Here is a 19557-nt window from a genome sequence, read left to right as displayed (position 1 = left end):
CGCCGGCACCGTCGGCCGGTGCGCCCCGGCACCCCCGCACCGCAGCACCGTCGCGCACCCCCGGTGGGCCACCCCGGTCCAGCACACCGCCCCGAGGCGGTCCCCGGCGCCGCATCGCCCCGCTCTCCAAAGGACTTCACCCATGACGGACCTGCACGACAAGCCCGCACCGGCGTCCTCCCTGCCGCGGCAGGCCGGCCCCGCCGCCGACGCGCCGGAGAGCGGCGCGGCCCGGGCGTACCCGACGCTCGGCGAGCTGTTCGCCACCTGGGTGGCCCGCACCCCGGACGCACCGGCCCTCACCGACGGCCGGCGCACCTGGACCTACCGCGAACTGGCCGCCCGAGCCGACCGGTTGGCCGTACACCTGACCCGACGGGGAACCGGTCCCGACCGGATCGTCGCCCTCGTCCTGCCGCGCTCGATGGAGCTGATCGCGGCCGAGCTGGCCGTCGCCCGCGCGGGTGCCGCCTTCCTGCCCGTGGACCCCGCCTACCCCGTCGAGCGCCGCACGCTGATGCTCGCCGACGCCGCGCCCGCCGTCACCCTCGACGATCCGCGCACCGTCCGCGAGCTGCTGGAGACCGGTGACGGCGCGGGGGCCGAGGCCGACGCCGGTGACGGCGCGGGGGCCGGGGCCGAGGTCGACGCCGGTGGGGGAGCGGGGGCCGGGGCCGAGGCCGAGGCCGACGCCGGTGGGGGAGCGGGGACCGGGGCCGAGGTCGACGCCGACCACGCCGCCTACGTCATCTACACCTCCGGCTCCACCGGCACCCCCAAGGGTGTGACGGTCACCCACCGCGGCATCGGCGGCTTCACGGCGGCCGCCGCGGAACGGTACGCGGTGGGCCCCGGCGACCGCGTGCTCCAGTTCTCCTCGCCGAGCTTCGACGCCTCCGTGCTGGAGCTGTTCGTCTCCGTGCTGTCCGGCGCCACGCTCGTCGTACCGCCGCACGGCCCCTGGCTGGGCGACGAACTCGCCGCGGTCCTGGACGAGCACCGCATCACCCACGCCCTCATCCCGCCGGCCGCGCTGGCCACCCTGCCCGACCCCGCCCAGGGCACCGCCCGCCACCTGCGCACGCTGATCGTGGGCGCGGAGGCCTGCCCGGCCGACCTCGTGGACCGCTGGGCACCCGGCCGCCGCATGATCAACTCCTATGGCCCGACCGAGGCCACCATCGTCGCCACCTGGACCGGGCCGCTCGCCGCCGGCGGGGGCACCCCGACGATCGGCTGCGCCCTGCCGCACGCCCGGGTGTACGTCCTCGACGCCGCGCTGCGTCCCGTACCGCCCGGTGCGGACGGTGAGTTGTGCGTCGGCGGCGACGCGGTGGCCCGCGGCTACCTGGGCCGGCCGGGCCTGACCGCCGCCCGCTTCGTCGCCGACCCCTTCGGCCCGCCCGGCGCCCGGCTGTACCGCACCGGGGACCGGGCGCGCTGGACCGCCGACGGGGAACTGGAGTTCCTGGGCCGGCTGGACCGGCAGATCAAGATCCGCGGCTTCCGCGTCGAACCGGGCGAGATCGAGGCGGCCCTGCGCCGCTCCGGCCCCGTCGGCGAGGCGGTCGTCGTGGTACGCGAGGACACACCGGGCCACCAGCGCCTCGTCGCCTACGTCACTCCGTCCGGGGCCCCGGCCCCCGCCGGCCGGCGGCCTACCACCACGGCTTCCCCCGGCCTGGACGCGCCGGTCGCCTCCGCCGGGGACTCCGCCGACTCGCGGCCCACCGCGACCGCTTCCCCGGGCCCGGACGTGCCGGGGACTCCCGCCGGGGCCCCGGCCTCCGCCGACCCGGGGCTCGCCGCGACCGCGTCCCCGGGCTCGAAGGCAGCGGACACTGCCTCCAGGATGCCCGCGTCCGCCGACTCGCGGCCCACCGCGACCGCTTCCCCGGCCCCGGACGCGCCGACTCCCGCCCAGGCCCCGGCCCCCGCCGACCCGGGGCCCACCGCGACCGCGTCCCCGGGTTCTGCCGCGCCGGTCACCCCCGCCGAATCCCCGGCCCCCGCCGGCCCGCGGCCCGCCGCGACCGCTTCCCCGGCCCCCGGCACGCGCCTCACCTCCGCCGACGGCTCGCCGCGGCCCGCGGGCCCGCTCGATCCCGCCGCCCTGCGTGCCGCTCTCGCCGCCGTGCTGCCCGGTCACATGGTGCCGTCGGCGATCGTCGTGCTGGAGCGGATGCCGCTCACCCCGCAGCACAAGATCGACCGGAGAGCGCTGCCCGCTCCCGAGCGGCCGGTCGCGGGTGGGCATGTACCGGCGCGGTCGGAGCGGGAGCGGGCTCTCGCCGCGATCTGGGCCGAGGTGCTGGGCGTCGAGACGGTCGGGGCGACGGACGACTTCTTCGACCTGGGCGGCGAGTCGATCCTCGCCGCCGGGGTCCTGGCCCGGATCCGGGAGGAGCTGGGCGTCCGGCTGACGGTACGGGACGTGTTCACCGCGCGGACCGTCGCCGCCCTGGCCGAGCTGCTGGGCGACCCGTCGGCCGCCGCACCGGCCGAGCCGATACCACCCGCCCCCGCCGAGGCCACCCTGCCGCTGTCCAGCGCCCAGCGCCGGCTGTGGTACCTCGACGACCTCACCGCGGGCGGCACCGAGTACAACACCGGCGTGTCCCTGCGGCTGCGCGGCCCACTGGACCCGGACGCGCTGGCCCGCTCGCTGCGCCGGCTCGCGGCCCGCCACGCCACCCTGCGCACCACCTTCACCACCGTCGACGGCCAGGGCGTCCAGCGTGTCGCGTCCGACCCCGAGCTGCCCCTCAGCACCGCCGATCTCACCGACGTACCCGACGCGGACCGCGCCGAGGCCGCCGAGGCGCTGCTCACCGAGGAGCTGGGCCGCCCCTTCGACCTGGCGTCCGGCCCGCTCACCCGGGCCCTGCTGGTCCGGCTGGGCGCCGAGGACCACCTGCTGCTCCTGGCCCAGCACCACATCGTCACCGACGGCTGGTCGGTGGGCATCCTCACCCGCGAGCTCGCCGCCCTCTACGACGCGGAGACCACCGGCGCCCCCGACGGGCTACCGCAACCGGCCCTCCAGTACCCGGACTTCGCGGTCTGGGAGCGACGTCAGCGGTCCGGTGACGTGGATGCCGAGGACCTGGCCTACTGGAAGCGGCACCTTACGGGTCTTCAACAGCTCGAACTGCCGACCGACCGGCCGCGTCCCGCCGTCCGCACCACCGCCGGTGCCGCCCACCGGCACACGCTCCCCGCCGAGTTGGTGACCCGGCTGCGGCAACTCGCCGCGGGCCGCGGCACCACCGTGTTCACCCTGTTCGCGGGCGCCTCCGCGCTGCTGTTCTCCCGCTACTCGGGGCAGCGGGACGTCGCGTTCGGCACCGTCACCACCGGTCGCGGACGGCGCGACCTGGAGGACGTGCCGGGCTTCTTCGCCAACACCGTGGTGCTGCGCGGCGAGGTGGACGAGCGGGCGACCGTGGACCGGTTCGTGGAGAGCATGCGGACCACCGTCCTGGACGCCTTCGCGCACGACGGGGTGCCGTTCGACCGCGTGGTCGAGGAGCTGGCCCCGCCGCGCGATCCGAGCCGCACCCCGCTGGTGCAGGCTCTCGTGGTGCAGCAGACCGCGCTGCCCGTGCCGCCGCGCTCCGGCGGGGTGCGCCTCGCCGAGCACCCGCTGCCCCGCCCGGCCGCCCGCTTCGACCTGGTGCTGGAGTTCACCCCCGGCGCGGACGGCGGCTGTGTGCTGACCGCCGAGTTCAACACGGACCTGTTCGAGGCGGCGACCGTGGCCCGCCTGACCGCCCACCTGCACCGCCTGCTGGAGGGCATGGCGGACGGCCCCGGCCGGCCGCTGGCCGAACTGCCCATGCTGTCCGCCGAGGAACAGCGCACCCTGGTGGACACCTGGAACCCGCCCGCACACCGTCCCGGGGACACCCCGTCCGCCACCCTGCCCGACCTGTTCCACGCCCAGGCGGCCCGGACCCCCGACCGCACGGCCGTCGCCTGCGGCCCGGACCGGCTGGACTACGCCGAGGCCGCCCGCCGCGCCAACCGGCTGGCCCGGCTGCTCCTCGCGCGCGGAGCGGGCCCGGAGACCCTGGTCGCGCTGTGCCTGCCGCGCACCGCCGACCTCGTGCCCGTGCTGTGGGGCGTCCTCACCGCCGGCGCCGGCTACCTGCCCGTCGACCCCGCCTACCCCGCCGAGCGCGTCCGCTTCATGCTCGCCGACGCCCGGCCCGCCCTGGTGATCGCCACCCGGGAGACCGCCGGCGCACTGCCCGCCGACTGCACACCGCTGCTCCTGGAGGACTGCGCCGACCCGGCCGCGCCCGACACGGACGTCACCGACGCCGACCGGCCCCGGCCGCTGCTGCCGGACCACCCCGCGTACGTCATCTACACCTCGGGTTCCACCGGCCGCCCCAAGGGGGTCGTGGTCACCCACCGCACGGTCGCCGCGCTGGCCGGCTGGGCGGGAGAGCGGTTCGGGGAACAGGGGCTCGCCCATGTGATCGCCTCCACCTCCCTCAACTTCGACGTCTCCGTCTTCGAGCTGCTCTGCCCGACCCTGGCCGGCGGCACCGTCGAGGTGGTCGCCGACCTGCCGGCCCTCGCCGACGGCACCGGCCCCCGCCGCGCCGGGCTGCTGAGCGGAGTGCCGTCCGTCGTCTCCCGCCTGCTCGCGGGCGGTACGGCACCCGTCACCGCGGACACCGTCGTCCTCGCCGGAGAGGCCCTGCCCGCGCAGACGCTGCACGACGCGCGCGCCGCGCTGCCCGGCTGCCGGATCGCCAACATCTACGGGCCCACCGAGGCCACCGTGTACGCCACCGCCTGGTTCGCCGGGGACCGGCTGCCGGAGCAGGCGCCACCCATCGGCGAACCCGTGGCGCTCACCCGCGCCTACGTCCTGGACCACGCCCTGCGCCCCCAACCCGTCGGCGTCACCGGCGAGTTGTACCTCGGCGGCGGCGGGCTGGCCCGCGGGTACCTGAACCGGGCGGGCCTGACCGCCGCGCGGTTCGTCGCCGATCCGTTCGGCGCGCCGGGGGAGCGCATGTACCGCACCGGCGACCTGGTGCGCCGCCGTGCCGACGGCGTCCTCGAATACGTGGGCCGCATCGACCAGCAGGTCAAGGTGCGCGGCTTCCGCATCGAACTGGGCGAGGTGGAGGAGGCGTTGCGCCGCTGCGCGGGCGTCGCCGAGGCCGCGGCCGCCACCACCACCGACAGCGACGGCCACCGGCGCCTGGCCGGCTACGTCGTCCCGGCCGCCGGCGAGCGGGTGGAACCGGAGGCCGTACGCCGCGAACTGGGCCGTACCCTGCCCGCCTCCATGGTGCCGTCGGCCGTCGTCGTGCTGGACGCCCTGCCGCTGAACCCGAACGGCAAGCTGGACCGCGGCCGGCTCCCCGACCCGGGCCCCGCCGTCCGCGCGGTACGGCACGTCGCGCCCCGCACCCCCACCGAGCGCGCCCTCGCCGCGATCTGGGCCGAGGTGCTGCGCGCCGAACGGATCGGCGTCGACGACAACTTCTTCGAACTCGGCGGCGACTCGATCCTCAGCATCCAGGTCGTGGCCCGCGCCCGGCAGGACGGCCTGCCTCTGACCTCCCGGGACGTCTACCGGCACCAGACGGTCGCCGCCCTCGCCCGCTGCGCCGACGCCGCCCGTGGCCCGCGCGAGGCCGCCCCCGCACCGGAGCCGGCCACCGGCACCGCGCCCCTGACCCCCATCCAGCACTGGCTGTTCCACACCGCCGCCGAGCGCGCCGGCCACTTCGCCCAGGCACTGTCCGTGCAGGTGCCCGACGACGTGGACCCGGCGGTGCTGGAGGACGCGCTGAACGACCTCGTCGCCCACCACGAGGCCCTGCGCTCCCGCTTCGTCGCCGACGGCACCGCCACCGGCGTCCGCTGGCACATCGAGGACCGGGCGTCCCGCGTCCACCTGGCCCGACACACCGGACCGGACCAGGACACCCCGCACTTCGGCCCCTTCGACCTCGCCCGGGGGCCGCTGCTGCGGGCCGTCCTGCACGACCCGGGAGCCGGCCGGCCCCGCGTCCTGCACCTCGCCGTCCACCACCTGGTGGTCGACGGAGTGTCCTGGCGGCTGCTGCTGGACGACCTGGACCGCGCCTACCGGGCCCGCCGCGCCGGCGAGGACGGCCCGGCCGCGCTGCCCGCGAAGTCCTCGCCGCTGCGCGCGTGGGCCCGCCGGCTGGCCGCCCACGCGGCCGACGGCGGCTTCGCCGACGAACGGGAGTACTGGATGCGGGCGGTGCCCGACACCGCGCCCGCCCTCCCCGCCGACCTGCCGGACGGCACCAACACCTACGCCTCGCAGCGCGCGGTCACCGTGCGGCTGAGCCCCGAGGACACCTCGGCCCTGCTGCGCACCCTGCCCGACACCTACCGCACCCAGGCCAACGACGTGCTGCTGAGCGCCCTCGGGCGGGCGCTGTGCGCCGGGACCGGCCGGGACCGGGTGGTGGTCGACGTCGAGGGGCACGGCCGCGAGGAGCTCTTCCCCGAGCTGGACCTCAGCCGCACGGTCGGCTGGTTCACCACCCGGCACCCCGTCGCGCTCGCCGTTCCCGAGGACGCCGACTGGGACACCGTACTGAAGCAGGTCAAGGAGCAACTGCGGGCCGTACCCCGGCACGGCCTCGGCCATGACGCGCTGCGGTACCTCGCCGGGCCCGGGGCGGCGCCGCGCACCCCGGCCGCGCAGGTCAGCTTCAACTACCTCGGCCGGATGGGCCTGACCGAGGACGCGGACGGCCTCTACCGGGGCACCATACGCCCGTTGGAACTGGACGCCGACCCGGCGGCCGAACGCCCGCACGCCCTGGAGGTCGTCGGACAACTCGTCGGTGATGTCCTGGAGTTCACCTGGTTCTACTCGGAGCGGCTGCACCGGCGGGACACGGTCGCCGACCTGGCCCGGCGCTACGCCGACGCGCTCGCCGGACTGGCCCGGCACGCCACCCGGCCGGGAGCCGCCGGACGCACCCCGTCCGACTTCCCGCTGGCCCGGCTCGACCAGGCCGCCGTGGACCGGATCACGCGCGCCGACCCGGCGGCGGTGGCGGACGTCTACCCGCTCACGCCCACCCAGGCGGGCATGCTCTTCCACGGCCTGTCGCAGGACGACCGCGGGGTCTACTTCCAGCAGCTGACGTTCGAGCTGGACGGCGTGCCCGACCCGGGGGCGCTCGCCGCCGCCTGGCAGCACGTCACCGACCGCACCGAGGTGCTGCGCGGCCGCGTCGTCTGGCAGGACGTGCCCGAGCCGCTGCTGGTGGTGCAGCGCCACGCGGCCGTGCCGGTCACCCACCTGGACTGGCGGGAGCTGACGGCGGCGGAGCGCCGCGCCCGGCTGGACGACCTGCTGGCCCGGGACCGCGCCGAGGGCATCGACCTCGGCCGGGCCCCGCTCCAGCGGCTGCTCCTCGCCCGCGTGTCCGACACCCGCGTGCGCGTGGTGTGGTCCTTCCACCATCTGCTGCTGGACGGCTGGAGCCTGTTCCAGGTGCTCACGGACGTCTTCGCCCGGCACGCCGGGGCCGACCCCGGCACCCTCCCGGACCGGCCCCCGTACGCCGACTACGTGGCATGGCTGCGGCAGCGCGACCCGGCGGCCGCCGAACAGCACTGGCGGCACCGGCTGACCGGCCTGACCGAGGCGACACCGCTGCCGTACGACCGCGAGCCGCGCGAGGCCCACCGCGCCGAGTCCACGCACGAGGTCCGGGCCACGCTGCCCGCGACCGTCACCCGGGCACTGGAGGAGCTGGCGCGCACCTCGGGACTGACCCTGAACACCCTGGTCCAGGGTGCCTGGGCGCTGCTGCTGGCCCGGCAGGCCGGGCGGGACGAGGTGGTGTTCGGCACCACCGTGTCGGGACGGCCGCCGGAGCTGCCCGGCGCCGACACCATGACCGGCCTGTTCATCACCACCCTGCCCACCCGGGTCGCGGTCCCCGCCGAGGGCACCCTGACCGACTGGCTGCGCGCCCTCCAGCAGGACCAGAGCGAGGACCGGCGCTTCGGCGACCTGCCGCTCACCCGGATGCGGACGTTCACCGAACTCCCCGAGCAGGTCGGCCTGTTCGACAGCATCGTCGTCTTCGAGAACTACCCGGTGGACGACGACCTCGCCGCCGCCCACGGGCTGCGCCTGAGCGGCCTGGAGGGTGTCGAGAGCACCAACTACCCGCTCAGCCTCACCGCCTACCCGGGCCCCGAGCTGACCCTGCGCCTCGGCTACGACCCCGACCTGTTCGACGCCGGCACCGCCGAGCGGATGGCCGAGTACCTGACCGTCCTGCTCACCCACCTGCCCGCCGGCTCAGAACGCCCGCCCGCCCGGCTCCCGCTGCTCACCCCCGACCGCCGCGAACAGGTGCTGCGCGCCTGGAACGACACCGGCACGGACCTGCCCGACACCACCGTCGCCGGCCTCTTCGCCGCACAGGTCCGCCGCACTTCCGACGCCGTCGCCCTGGAGGCCGGCGACCACCGCCTCACCTACCGTGAACTGGACGAGCGGGCCCAGAAGCTGGCGGCGCGCCTGGCCGGCCTCGGCGTACGCCCGGAACGCCCCGTCGGCGTGCTGATGGACCGCTGCGTCGAACTGGTCGTCACCCAGCTGGCGCTCGTCCGCACCGGCGGGGTGTACGTGCCGCTGGACGGCAGGGCACCGGTCGAGCGGCTGCGCCGGATGCTGACCGAGGCCGGCGCCGGGCTGCTGCTCACCGACGCCGGCCGGGCGGAGACGGCCCGGGAACTGCTGCCCGACGACAGCGTGCTGCGCGTCGACAGGGTCCCGCACGTCGACGACACCCCCGGCGCGGACGGCCCCGCGCCCGTGCACCCCGTGCACCCCGACAACGTGCAGTACCTCATGTTCACCTCGGGCTCCACGGGCACCCCCAAGGGCGTCGCCGTGCGCCAGCGGGACGTCGCCGCCCTCGCCCTGGACCGTGCCTTCACCGGGCACGACCGGGTCCTGGTGCACTCGCCGCACGCCTTCGACGCCGCCACCTACGAGGTGTGGGTGCCCCTGCTGCGCGGCGGCACCGCCGTCCTCGCCCCGCCGGCCGACCTGGACGCCGCCCAGGTCCGGCGCGCCGTCACGGAACAGGGCGTCACCTGCCTGTGGCTGACCGCCGGACTGTTCCGCCTGCTGGCCCAGGAGGACCCCGGCTGCCTGCGCGGCGCCCGCGAGGTGTGGACCGGCGGCGAGGCCGTGCCGGGCGCGGCCGTACGCCGGGTCCTCGACGCCTGCCCCGGACTGACCGTCGTGGACGGCTACGGCCCCACCGAGACCACCACCTTCGCCACCCGCCGCGTCTTCCGCTCCGGCGACCCGCTGCCCGCGGTCCTGCCCATCGGACGCCCGCTGGACAACACCCACGTGTACGTCCTCGACGCCACCCTCCAGCCCCAGCCGCCCGGCATTCCCGGCGAGTTGTACATCGCCGGCGCGGGACTGGCCCGGGGCTACGCGGGCCGGCCCGGAGCGACTGCCGCCCGCTACGTCGCCGACCCCTTCGGGCCGCCCGGCACCCGGATGTACCGCACCGGCGACCTCGTGCGCTGGAGCGCCGACGGCGAACTGCACTTCGTCGGCCGTGCCGACGACCAGATCAAGATCCGCGGCTTCCGCGTCGAACCCGCCGAGATCGAGGCCCGGCTGACCGCCCACCCCGCCGTCGCCGAGGCCGTCGTCTCCCTCTACCAGGACGCCGGCCGCAAGCGGCTCGCCGCCCACCTGGTGGCGGCCGACGGCGCCGGCACACCCACCGCGTCCGAGCTGCGCGCCCACCTGTCGGCCGGACTGCCCGACTACATGCTGCCCGCCGCGTTCGTCGCCGTGCCCGAGCTGCCGCTGACCGCCAACGGCAAGGTCGACCGGCGCCGGCTGCCCGCCCCCGACTGGTCGGCCGGCGGCGACCGGGCCCACCGGGCCCCGCGCACCGAGACCGAGCGGATCCTCGCCGGGATCTGGGCCGAACTGCTCGGCGTCGAACGGGTCGGCGTGGACGACAACTTCTTCACCCTGGGCGGCGACTCCATCCTCAGCATCCAGGTCGTCTCCCGGGCCCGGACCGCCGGGCTCACCCTCACCCCGCGCGACCTCTTCCGCCACCCCACCGTCGCCGAACTGGCCGCCGCCGGCGGCGACGCCGCCCCCGCCGTCGCCGGCACCGAACCGGTCAGCGGACCGGCGGACCTCACCCCGATCCAGCACTGGTTCCTCGACCCGCGGCCGGCGCACCCCGCCTTCTTCAACCAGTCCGTCGTCATCGAGGCCGCCGGCCGCGTCGACGAGGACGCCCTGCGCCGCGCCCTCACCGCCCTGTGGACCCACCACGACGCCCTGCGCGCCCGGTTCACCCTCGACGGAGACGGCTCCTGGAGCCAGGACATCGCCGCCGACGGCCCGGTCCCGGAACTCCTCCAGATCCACGACCGGCACACCGAGGAAACCGAGGAACAGGTCACGGCACAGGTCCACGCCGGACTCCGGCTGGAGACGGGCCCGTTGTTCACCGCCCGCCTGTTCACCGCCGACGGCACCCGGCCCGCCCGGCTGCTGCTCGTCGCCCACCACCTGGTCGTCGACGGCGTCTCCTGGCGGATCCTGCTGGAGGACCTGGAGACCGGCTACACGCAGGCCGCCGCCGGACAGCCGGTACGGCTGCCCGCCCGCACCACCTCCGTACGCGAGTGGGCCCGCCGGCTGCGCGAGCGCGCCGGCACCTTCGCCGACCGGCTCGACCACTGGGAGCGGGCCGCGAGGCACTGCGCCGACCCGCTCCCCGTGGACGGCGACGGCGGCACCACCATGGCCGACGTCCGCGAGGTGACCGTACGGCTGGACCGCGACCGCACCGACGGCCTGCTGCGCCGCGTCCCCGGCGTCTACCGCACCCGCGTCGACGACGTCCTGCTCACCGCGCTGGGCCGGGTCCTCGCCGACTGGACCGGACGCGACACCGTCGCCGTCGGCCTGGAGGGACACGGCCGCGAGGACCAGCTGTTCGAGGACGTCGACCTGTCCCGCACGGTCGGCTGGTTCACCTCCCTGCACCCGGTCGCGCTGACCGTCCCGGCGGGCGACTGGGGCACCGCCCTGAAGTCGGTCAAGGAGCAGCTGCGGGCCGTACCCGACCGGGGACTCGGCTACGGCGTCCTGCGCCACCTCACCCGCGACCCCCGGCTCGCCGCCGCGCCCGCGCCCGGCATCACCTTCAACTACCTGGGCCGCTTCGACTGGTCCGCCGACGGCGGCACCCTGATCGGCGCGGTGCCCGGCGGCCTGGGCGGCGCCGAGGCCCCCGGCACCGAGCGGCCGCACCTGCTGGACGTCGTGGCCCGCGTCGAGGACGACCAGTTGGAGATCACCTGGTACTACGGCGCCGGACGGCACCGCGAGGACACCGTCACCGCGCTCGCCGAGGGCATGCTGGACGCCCTGACCGACATCGTCGCGCACTGCGCCCGGCCCGGCGCGGGCGGCCGTACCCCGTCGGACTTCCCGCTGGCCCGCCTGGACCAGGCCGCCGTGGACCGGATCGCCGGGGACGGCCGTGACGTCGCCGACATCTACCCGCTCACCCCGATGCAGGCCGGCATGCTCTTCCACAGCCTGCTGGACGCCGACAGCCGCACCTACGTCAACCAGGTCCAGCTCGTGCTGTCCGGCGTCACCGACCCGCACGCGCTCGCCATGGCCTGGCAGCACACCGCCGACGCCAACCCGGTGCTGCGCACCGGCCTGGTGTGGCAGGACACCCCGGAACCGCTCCAGGTCGTCCGGCACCGGGCCACCGTGCCCGTCACCCACCACGACTGGTCCGGCCGGCCCGCCGAGTGGGGCGCGCGCGAGCTGGACCGGCTGCTCGCCGAGGACCGGCAGGCCGGCATCGACCTCGGTTCGGCGCCCCTGATGCGGCTGACGCTGATCCGGCTGGCACCGGACCGGGTCCGGCTGGTGTGGACCTTCCACCACGTCCTCCTCGACGGCTGGAGCGCCGCCCAGGTCTTCGACGAGGTGTGCGAGCGGTACGCGGCCCTCACCTCCGGGCGCCGCCCCGCCCTGCCCGAGCGCAGGCCGTTCGCCGACTATCTGCGCTGGCTGTCCGGGCGGGACACCGGCCGGGCCGAACGGTACTGGCGGGACACCCTCGCCGGCTTCCAGGCGCCCACCGAACTGGCCCGGGACCGGCGGCCCGCCGAGGCCCACCGCGCCTCCTCCTCCGGGTCGGTGCGCACGACCCTCGACCCGGACGTCTCGGCGCGGCTGCGGGAGACCGCCCAGCGGGCCGGGCTGACCCTCAACACGGTCCTCCAGGGCGCGTGGGCGCTGCTGCTGTCCCGCTACGGCGGCGGTGACGACGTGGTGTTCGGTACGACCGTCTCCGGCCGGCCCGCCGAACTGCCGGGCGTCACCTCGATGGTGGGCCTGTTCATCAACACCCTGCCCACCCGGGCCCGCGTCGACGGGACGCGCCCGCTGCTGGACTGGCTGCGCGACCTCCAGGCCGCCCAGTCCGAGGCCCGCCGCCACGACTTCGTCTCACTGGCCCAGGTGCAGTCGTGGAGCGACGTGCCCGGCGGCACCGGACTGTTCGACTCCATCGTGGTCTTCGAGAACTACCCGTTCGACGAGGGTGCGTTGGCCCGGCACGGCCTCGCCATGGAACAGGAACGGGACCTGGAGCCCACCAACTACCCGCTCAGCGTGGTCGTCGCGCCCGGCGACACCCTGGCCGTGCACCTCGACTACGACCCCGCCGCGTTCGACGCCACGACGGTGGAGGCGCTCGGCGCGGGCCTGCGCACCCTGCTCACCGGCATGGCCGCCGACCCGGACCGCCGGCTGGCGGAACTGCCGCTGCTGGACCCGGCCGCGGGACGGGCGCTGGTGGACCGGTTCGGCGGAGGCACGGCCGAGGCACCGTACGACACCCTCCCCGAGGCGTTTGGCCGGCAGGCCGGGCGCACCCCGGACGCCCCGGCCGTCCGGCACGGCGACACCTGCCTCACCTACCGCGAACTCGACGCCCGCTCCAACCGGTTGGCGCGACAGCTCATCGCCGCCGGCGCCGGACCCGAGCGCTTCGTCGCCCTCTGCCTGCCCCGCACCGCCGACCTGCTCGTGGCTCTCCTCGCGGTGCTCAAGAGCGGCGCCGGCTACCTGCCCGTCGACCCCCAGTACCCGGCCGAGCGCGTCGCGTTCCTCTTCGGGGACGTACGGCCCGACGCCGTGATCACCGCCACCGAGACCGCCGGACGGCTGCCCGAGGGCCCCTTCACCCGCATCCTGCTGGACGCGGACCAGGACACGGACCAGGGCACGGACACGGACACCGGGGTGCCGGACACCCCGGTCGGCGACGACGAACGGCGCGGCCCCCTGCTGCCCGGCCACCCCGCCTACGTCATCCACACCTCCGGCTCGACCGGCCGGCCCAAGGGCGTCGTCGTCAGCCACGCCTCCGTGCTGGCCCTCACCGACTGGGCGGCGGCCGAGTTCGGCGGCCGGGGCCTGCACCACGTGGTCGCCTCCACCTCGCTCAACTTCGACGTGTCGGTCTTCGAGATCTTCTCGCCGCTGCTGTCCGGCGGCTGCGTGGAGGTCGTCCGGGACCTGCTGGCCCTCGCCGAGCGCCCCGGACCCTGGCACGCCGGACTGCTCAGCGCGGTGCCCTCGGCACTGGACCGGCTGCTCGCCGAGGACGCCGTCGACCTCACCGCGGACACCGTCGTCCTCGCGGGGGAGGGGCTGCCCGCCCGGACCGTACGCCGGGTCCGCGCGGCGATCCCCGGCAGCCGGATGCACAACATCTACGGCCCCACCGAGGCCACCGTCTACGCCACCGCCTTCACCTGCGACCCGGCCGACCCCGACCGCGACCCGCCGATCGGCCGGCCCCTCGGCGGTGCCCGCGCCTACGTGCTGGACGAGCGGATGCGCCCGGTGCCCGTCGGCGCGCCCGGCGAGCTGTTCCTCGCCGGTACCGGGGTCGCCCGCGGCTATCTGCGCCGGCCCGGGCTGACCGCGTCCCGCTTCCTGCCCGACCCGTTCGGCCCGCCCGGCAGCCGCATGTACCGCACCGGCGACCTGGTCCGCTGGACGGCCGACGGCGACCTCGTCTACCTCGGCCGCGGTGACGACCAGGTGAAGGTGCGCGGCTTCCGCATCGAACTCGGCGAGGTCGAGGCCGCCTTGGCCCGCCACCCGGCGGTGGCGGCGGCCGCGGCCCGGGTGATCGAACAGGCCGACCACCGCCGCCTGATCGGGTACGTGGTGCCCCGCGCACCGGTCCACTCCGACGCCACCGTGCCCGCCGGGTCCGCTCTGCCCGACACCGCGCAGTTGCGGGCCTTCCTCGCCCGCAGCCTCCCCGACCACCTGGTCCCGGCCCTCGTCGTCCCGTTGGAGCGGCTGCCGCTCGGCGCCACAGGAAAGCTCGACCGGCGGGCACTGCCCGTGCCGGAGCGGGCCGCGCAGGGCACCGGCGAGGCCGGCCGGCCGCCGCGTACCGAGGCCGAGCAGACCCTCGCGGCCATCTGGTCGGAGGTGCTGGGCGTGCCCGAAGTCGGCGCCGACGACAACTACTTCACCCTCGGCGGCGACTCCATCCTCGGCATCCGGATCGTCTCCGCCGCCCGCCGGGCCGGGCTGGCGCTGACCCCCCGGCACCTGTTCACGCACCAGACCCTCGCCGAACTCGCCGCCGCGGCGGAGCGCGTCCCGGTCGCCGCGGTCACGGCCGAGCAGGGCCCGGTCACCGGCGACGCCCCGCTCACCCCGGTACAGCACTGGCTGCTCGACACCCTCACCGGCGACCCCGCGCACTTCAGCCAGACGGTCGCCTACGAGCTGGCCGAGGACCCCGACGAGAACCTGCTGCGGGGTGCCCTGGCCGCCGTACTGGAGCACCACGACGCCCTGCGGCTGCGGTTCGAGCGGGACGGGGACGGGCGGTGGCGGCAGTACGGCACCGCGCCCGGCGCCGGGCACCCGCACCTGCAGGTGCACCAGGGGGCTGCGTCCCGCGCGGTGGCCGACGCCCTCGGCGCCGGCTTCGACCTGGCCGCGGGGCCGCTGCTGCGGGCCGCGCTGTGCCGCCCCGACGACGGTCGCCCCGTCCTGCTGCTCGCCGCCCACCACCTGGTGGTGGACGCCGTGTCCTGGCGCCTGCTCCTGGAGGACCTCGACACCGCCTACCGGGCGCTGCGCGACGGCGAGCGGCCCGCCCTGGGACCCAAGAGCACCGCGTTCCGGGACTGGGCCCGGCGGCTCGCCGCGCACACCCAGGCGGGCGGCTTCGACGCCGAACTCGCCCACTGGCAGCACCTCGACGCCGGCACCGCGCTGCCCGTGGACCACCCCGACGGCACGAACACCGTCGCCGACGAGGAGAGCGTGACCGCCGGCCTCGACGCCGACGAGACCCGCCGGCTGCTCCAGGACGTGCCCGACGCGTACCGCACCCGCGTCAACGACGTCCTGCTGTGCGCGCTGGGCCGGGTCCTGGCCCGCTGGACCGGCCGGGACCGGGTCGCGGTGACCCTGGAGGGCCACGGCCGCGAGGACCTGTTCGAGGACACCGACCTCGCCCGTACGGCCGGCTGGTTCACCGCCATGTACCCGGTCGCCCTGGACGTGCCCCGGGACGCCGGCACCGGCACCGTGCTGAAGGCGGTCAAGGAGAACCTGCGGGCCGTACCGCACGGCGGACTCGGCTACGGCGCGCTGCGCCACCTGCACCCCACGGCCGGCCACGAGCTGCCCGGCCTGCCGCCGGTCTGCTTCAACTACCTGGGCCGGCCGGACGCGAACCCCGCCCCCGGCGGGCTGCTGCACGCGCCCCACGGCGGTCTCGCCGGCGGCATGGACCGCTCGGCGCGGCGGCCGCACCTCCTCGACGTGCTCGGCCGGGTATGCGAGGGACGCCTGGAGTTCACCTGGTCGTACAGCGGCGCGGTGCACCGGCGGGAGACCGTCGCGCGGCTGGCGGCCGAGCTGGCCGACGAACTGCGCGCCATCGTCCGGCACTGCGCCGAACCCGGCGCGGGCGGCCGTACCCCCTCCGACTTCCCGCTCGCGCCGCTCGACCAGGCGGCCGTCGACCGGCTCGTCGGCGACGGCGCGGACGTCGCGGACGTGTACCCGCTCACGCCCACCCAGACCGGCATGGTGATGCACGGCCTGGACGAGGCCGAACACGGCCTGTACGTCGAGCAGATCACCTTCGTCGCGGACGGCGCCGACGACCCGGCCACCCTGGCCGCCGCCTGGCAGCACGTCGTCGACCGCACCCCCGTGCTGCGCACCTCCGTCGCCCTGCACGGCGTACCCGTGCCGCTCCAGATCGTCCACCGGACCGTGACCCTGCCGGTCACCGAGCACGACTGGAGCGGACTGCCGGCGGACCGGCGCGAGACGGAACTGGAGCGGCTGCTCGCCGACGAGCGGGCCCGGGGCCTCGCCCTGGACCGCGCCCCGCTGCTGCGGCTCGCCCTGGTCCGGCTCGGCCCGGACGCGGTGCGCGTGGTGTGGACCTTCCACCACGTCCTGCTGGACGGCTGGAGCGTCTTCCACGTGCTGTCCGACGTCACGGCCGCGCACGCCGCCCTCGCCCGCGGCGAACGGCCCCGACTGCCCGAGCGCAGGCCGTTCGCGGACTACGCCGCCTGGCTGGCCGCCCGCGACACCGGCCCCGCCGAGGAACACTGGCGCGCCGCCCTGGCCGGCCTCGACTCGCCGACCACGCTTCCCTACGACCGCCGTCCCGCCCCGGGCACCACCGCCCGCTCCGGCACCTGGCTGTCGCAGCGGCTCGACGCCGAACACACCCGGGAGCTCCAGGAGTTCGCCCGCCGGCACCGGCTCACCCTCAACACGCTGGTGCAGGGCGCCTGGGCGCTGCTGCTGGCGCGGTGGAGCGGACAGCGGGAGGTGTGCTTCGGCACCACCGTCTCCGGCCGGCCCGCCGACCTGCCCGGTGCCGACACCGTCACCGGCCTGTTCATCACCACCCTGCCCGCCCGGACCGCGGTCGACGGCAACGCCGGCTGCGCCGCCTGGCTGCGCGCGGTGCAGGAGGCCCGCGCCGAGGACCGCCGGCACGACCACCTGCCCCTGAACACCCTGCACGCCCTCACCGGACTCCCCTCGGACGGCGCGCTGTTCGACAGCCTGGTGGTCTTCGAGAACTACCCGGTCGGCGACGCCACCGCGGGCGCGCACGGGCTCGCCCTGCGCGACCTGGACGCCCGGGAGGCCACCAACTACCCGCTCACCGTCGTCGTCTCGCCCGGCGAACGACTCGCCGTCGAACTCGGTTACGACCCGCGGTACTTCGACGCGGCCACCGCCGCCTCCCTGGCCGGACAGCTGCTGCACACCCTGCGGGCGCTGGCCGCCTCCGACGGCACCGCCCGCCTGGACGACCTCGACCTGCTGCCGCCCGGCGAGCGGGACCGGCTGCTGCACGGCCCGGCCCGTCCGGCGCTCCCCCCGGTGCCGCCCGCCACCCTGCCCGCGCTGGTCGAGGCCGCCGTCGACCGGTGGCCGACCGCCCCGGCGCTCGGCGCGCCCGGCACGCTGCTCACCTTCGCCGAGGTCGAGGCGCGGGCCAACCGGCTGGCGCACCGGCTCATCGCCCGCGGCGCCGGACCCGGCGACCTCGTCGCGCTGCTGCTGCCCCGCTCGACGGACATGGTGCTGGCGCAGCTCGCGGTGGCGAAGGCGGGCGCCGCGTTCCTGCCCGTCGACCCGGCCTACCCGGAGGAGCGGACCGCCCTGATGCTGCGCGACGCGGCGCCCGCCCTCACCCTCGACGCCAAGGAGGTCGCCGGGCTGCTCGCCGCCCCGCCGGACGGCGTACCCGGACACCGGCCCGGCGACGGCGACCGTACCCGTCCGCTCGACCTGGACGACCCGGCCTACGTCATCTACACCTCCGGCTCCACCGGCACCCCCAAGGGCGTCGTCGTCACCCACCGCGGGCTCGCCGCCTTCTCGGCCGCCGAGGCCGCGCACTACCAGGTCACCCCCGGTGACCGGGTGTTGTCGTTCGCCACGCCCAGCTTCGACGCCTCCGTGCTGGAACTGTGCATGTCGCTGCCGCACGGCGCCCGGCTGGTCGTCCCGCGGCCCGGCCCGCTGCTCGGCGCCGAACTGGCCGACACCCTGCGGGCCGAGCGGATCACGCACACCCTGCTGCCGCCGGCCGCGCTCGCCACCCTGCCCGCCGACACCCCCGGGACGCTGCCCGACCTGAAGACGCTGACCGTCGGCGCGGACGCGTGCGGCGCGGAACTCGTCGCCCGCTGGGCCCCGCACCACCGCATGGTCAACTCCTACGGCCCCACCGAGGCCACCGTCGTCGCCACCTGGTCCGCACCCCTGGAGGCGGACGGCGGCGCGCCGCCCATCGGCCGCCCGCTGCCCGCCACCGGCGCCTACGTCCTCGACGCCCGGCTACGGCCGGTCCCCGACGGCGTCGTCGGTGAGCTGTGGCTCTCCGGAACGGCGTTGGCCCGCGGCTACCTCGGCCGGCCCGGACTGACCGCGTCCCGGTTCCGCGCCGACCCGTTCGGGCCGCCCGGCACCCGCATGTACCGCACCGGCGACCTGGTGCGCCGGGACAGCGCGGGCGAACTGCACTACCTGGGCCGCACCGACCACCAGGTGAAGCTGCGCGGCCACCGCATCGAGGCGGGCGAGGTCGAGGCGACACTGGTCCGCCACCCGGGCGTGCTGGACGCCGTGGTGACCGTACGCGAGGACGAACCGGGCCAACCGCGGCTGGTCGCCCACCTGCTCACGGAACCGGGCGCGCAGCCGCCCACCCCGACCGAACTGCGCGCGCTGGCCGCCCGGTTCCTGCCCGGCTACATGGTGCCCTCGGCCTTCGCGGTGCTGGACCGCTTCCCGGTCACCGAGAACGGCAAGACCGACCGTGCCGCCCTGCCCGCCCCGGCACCGGCCGAGGAGGGGACGCGCCCCGAGTACGTGGCCCCCCGCACCCCGGCCGAGGAGGCGCTGGCGGCCATCTGGGAGGAGACCCTCCAGACGACCGTGGGGGCCGAGGACGACTACTTCCTGCTCGGCGGCGACTCCATGCGGGCCCTGCTCATCGCCTCCCGCGCGAACGACACCTTCGGCGTCACCCTCACCCCCCGCGACATCCTCCTCTCCCGCACGGTCGCCGCCCTGGCGGAACTCGTGGAGGAACAGATCCTGAACGAACTGGAGGAGGAGGCCTACGGCGACACCGGCTCCGCCGACGGCGAGGCCTCCTGGCACGGGTCCGCGGAAGCCTCCGGCCACGGTGGCGGCGATACCGGAGGCGACGAGTACGGGGCCGGTGCGCACGGCTCAGCCGAGGCCGCCGCGTCGCCCACCGCCGGTGCCCCCGCCCCCGACGACCCCGCTGCCGACGCCCCCCAGCCCCCCGCCCCCGGCACCGCCCAGGCTCCCGCCCCCGGCGGCCCCCGCTCCGAAGACGCCCCCCGCGGCGGCTATGACCACGAACGGTGAGGATCCGA

General features: G+C 76.4%; 1 protein-coding gene. It reads left to right on the top strand.

Annotated elements, in window-relative coordinates:
- Positions 1–142 precede the first annotated feature (142 nt).
- Positions 143–19549 (top strand): non-ribosomal peptide synthetase, encoded by a 19407-nt coding sequence (locus tag ACZ3ZD_RS13260; RefSeq protein WP_467396148.1) that lies wholly within the window; start codon positions 143–145, stop codon positions 19547–19549.
- Positions 19550–19557: the final 8 nt, after the last annotated feature.

Source organism: Streptomyces sp. NPDC023481 (genome assembly GCF_055560195.1).
The sequence above is the reverse complement of the archived record's forward strand: the minus strand, read 5'-3'. Positions and strand labels throughout refer to the sequence as shown.

Bases quoted from the DNA above. Each gene is read 5' to 3' on its own strand.
- ACZ3ZD_RS13260 (WP_467396148.1), top strand. From the start codon at position 143: ATGACGGACCTGCACGACAAGCCCGCACCGGCGTCCTCCCTGCCGCGG.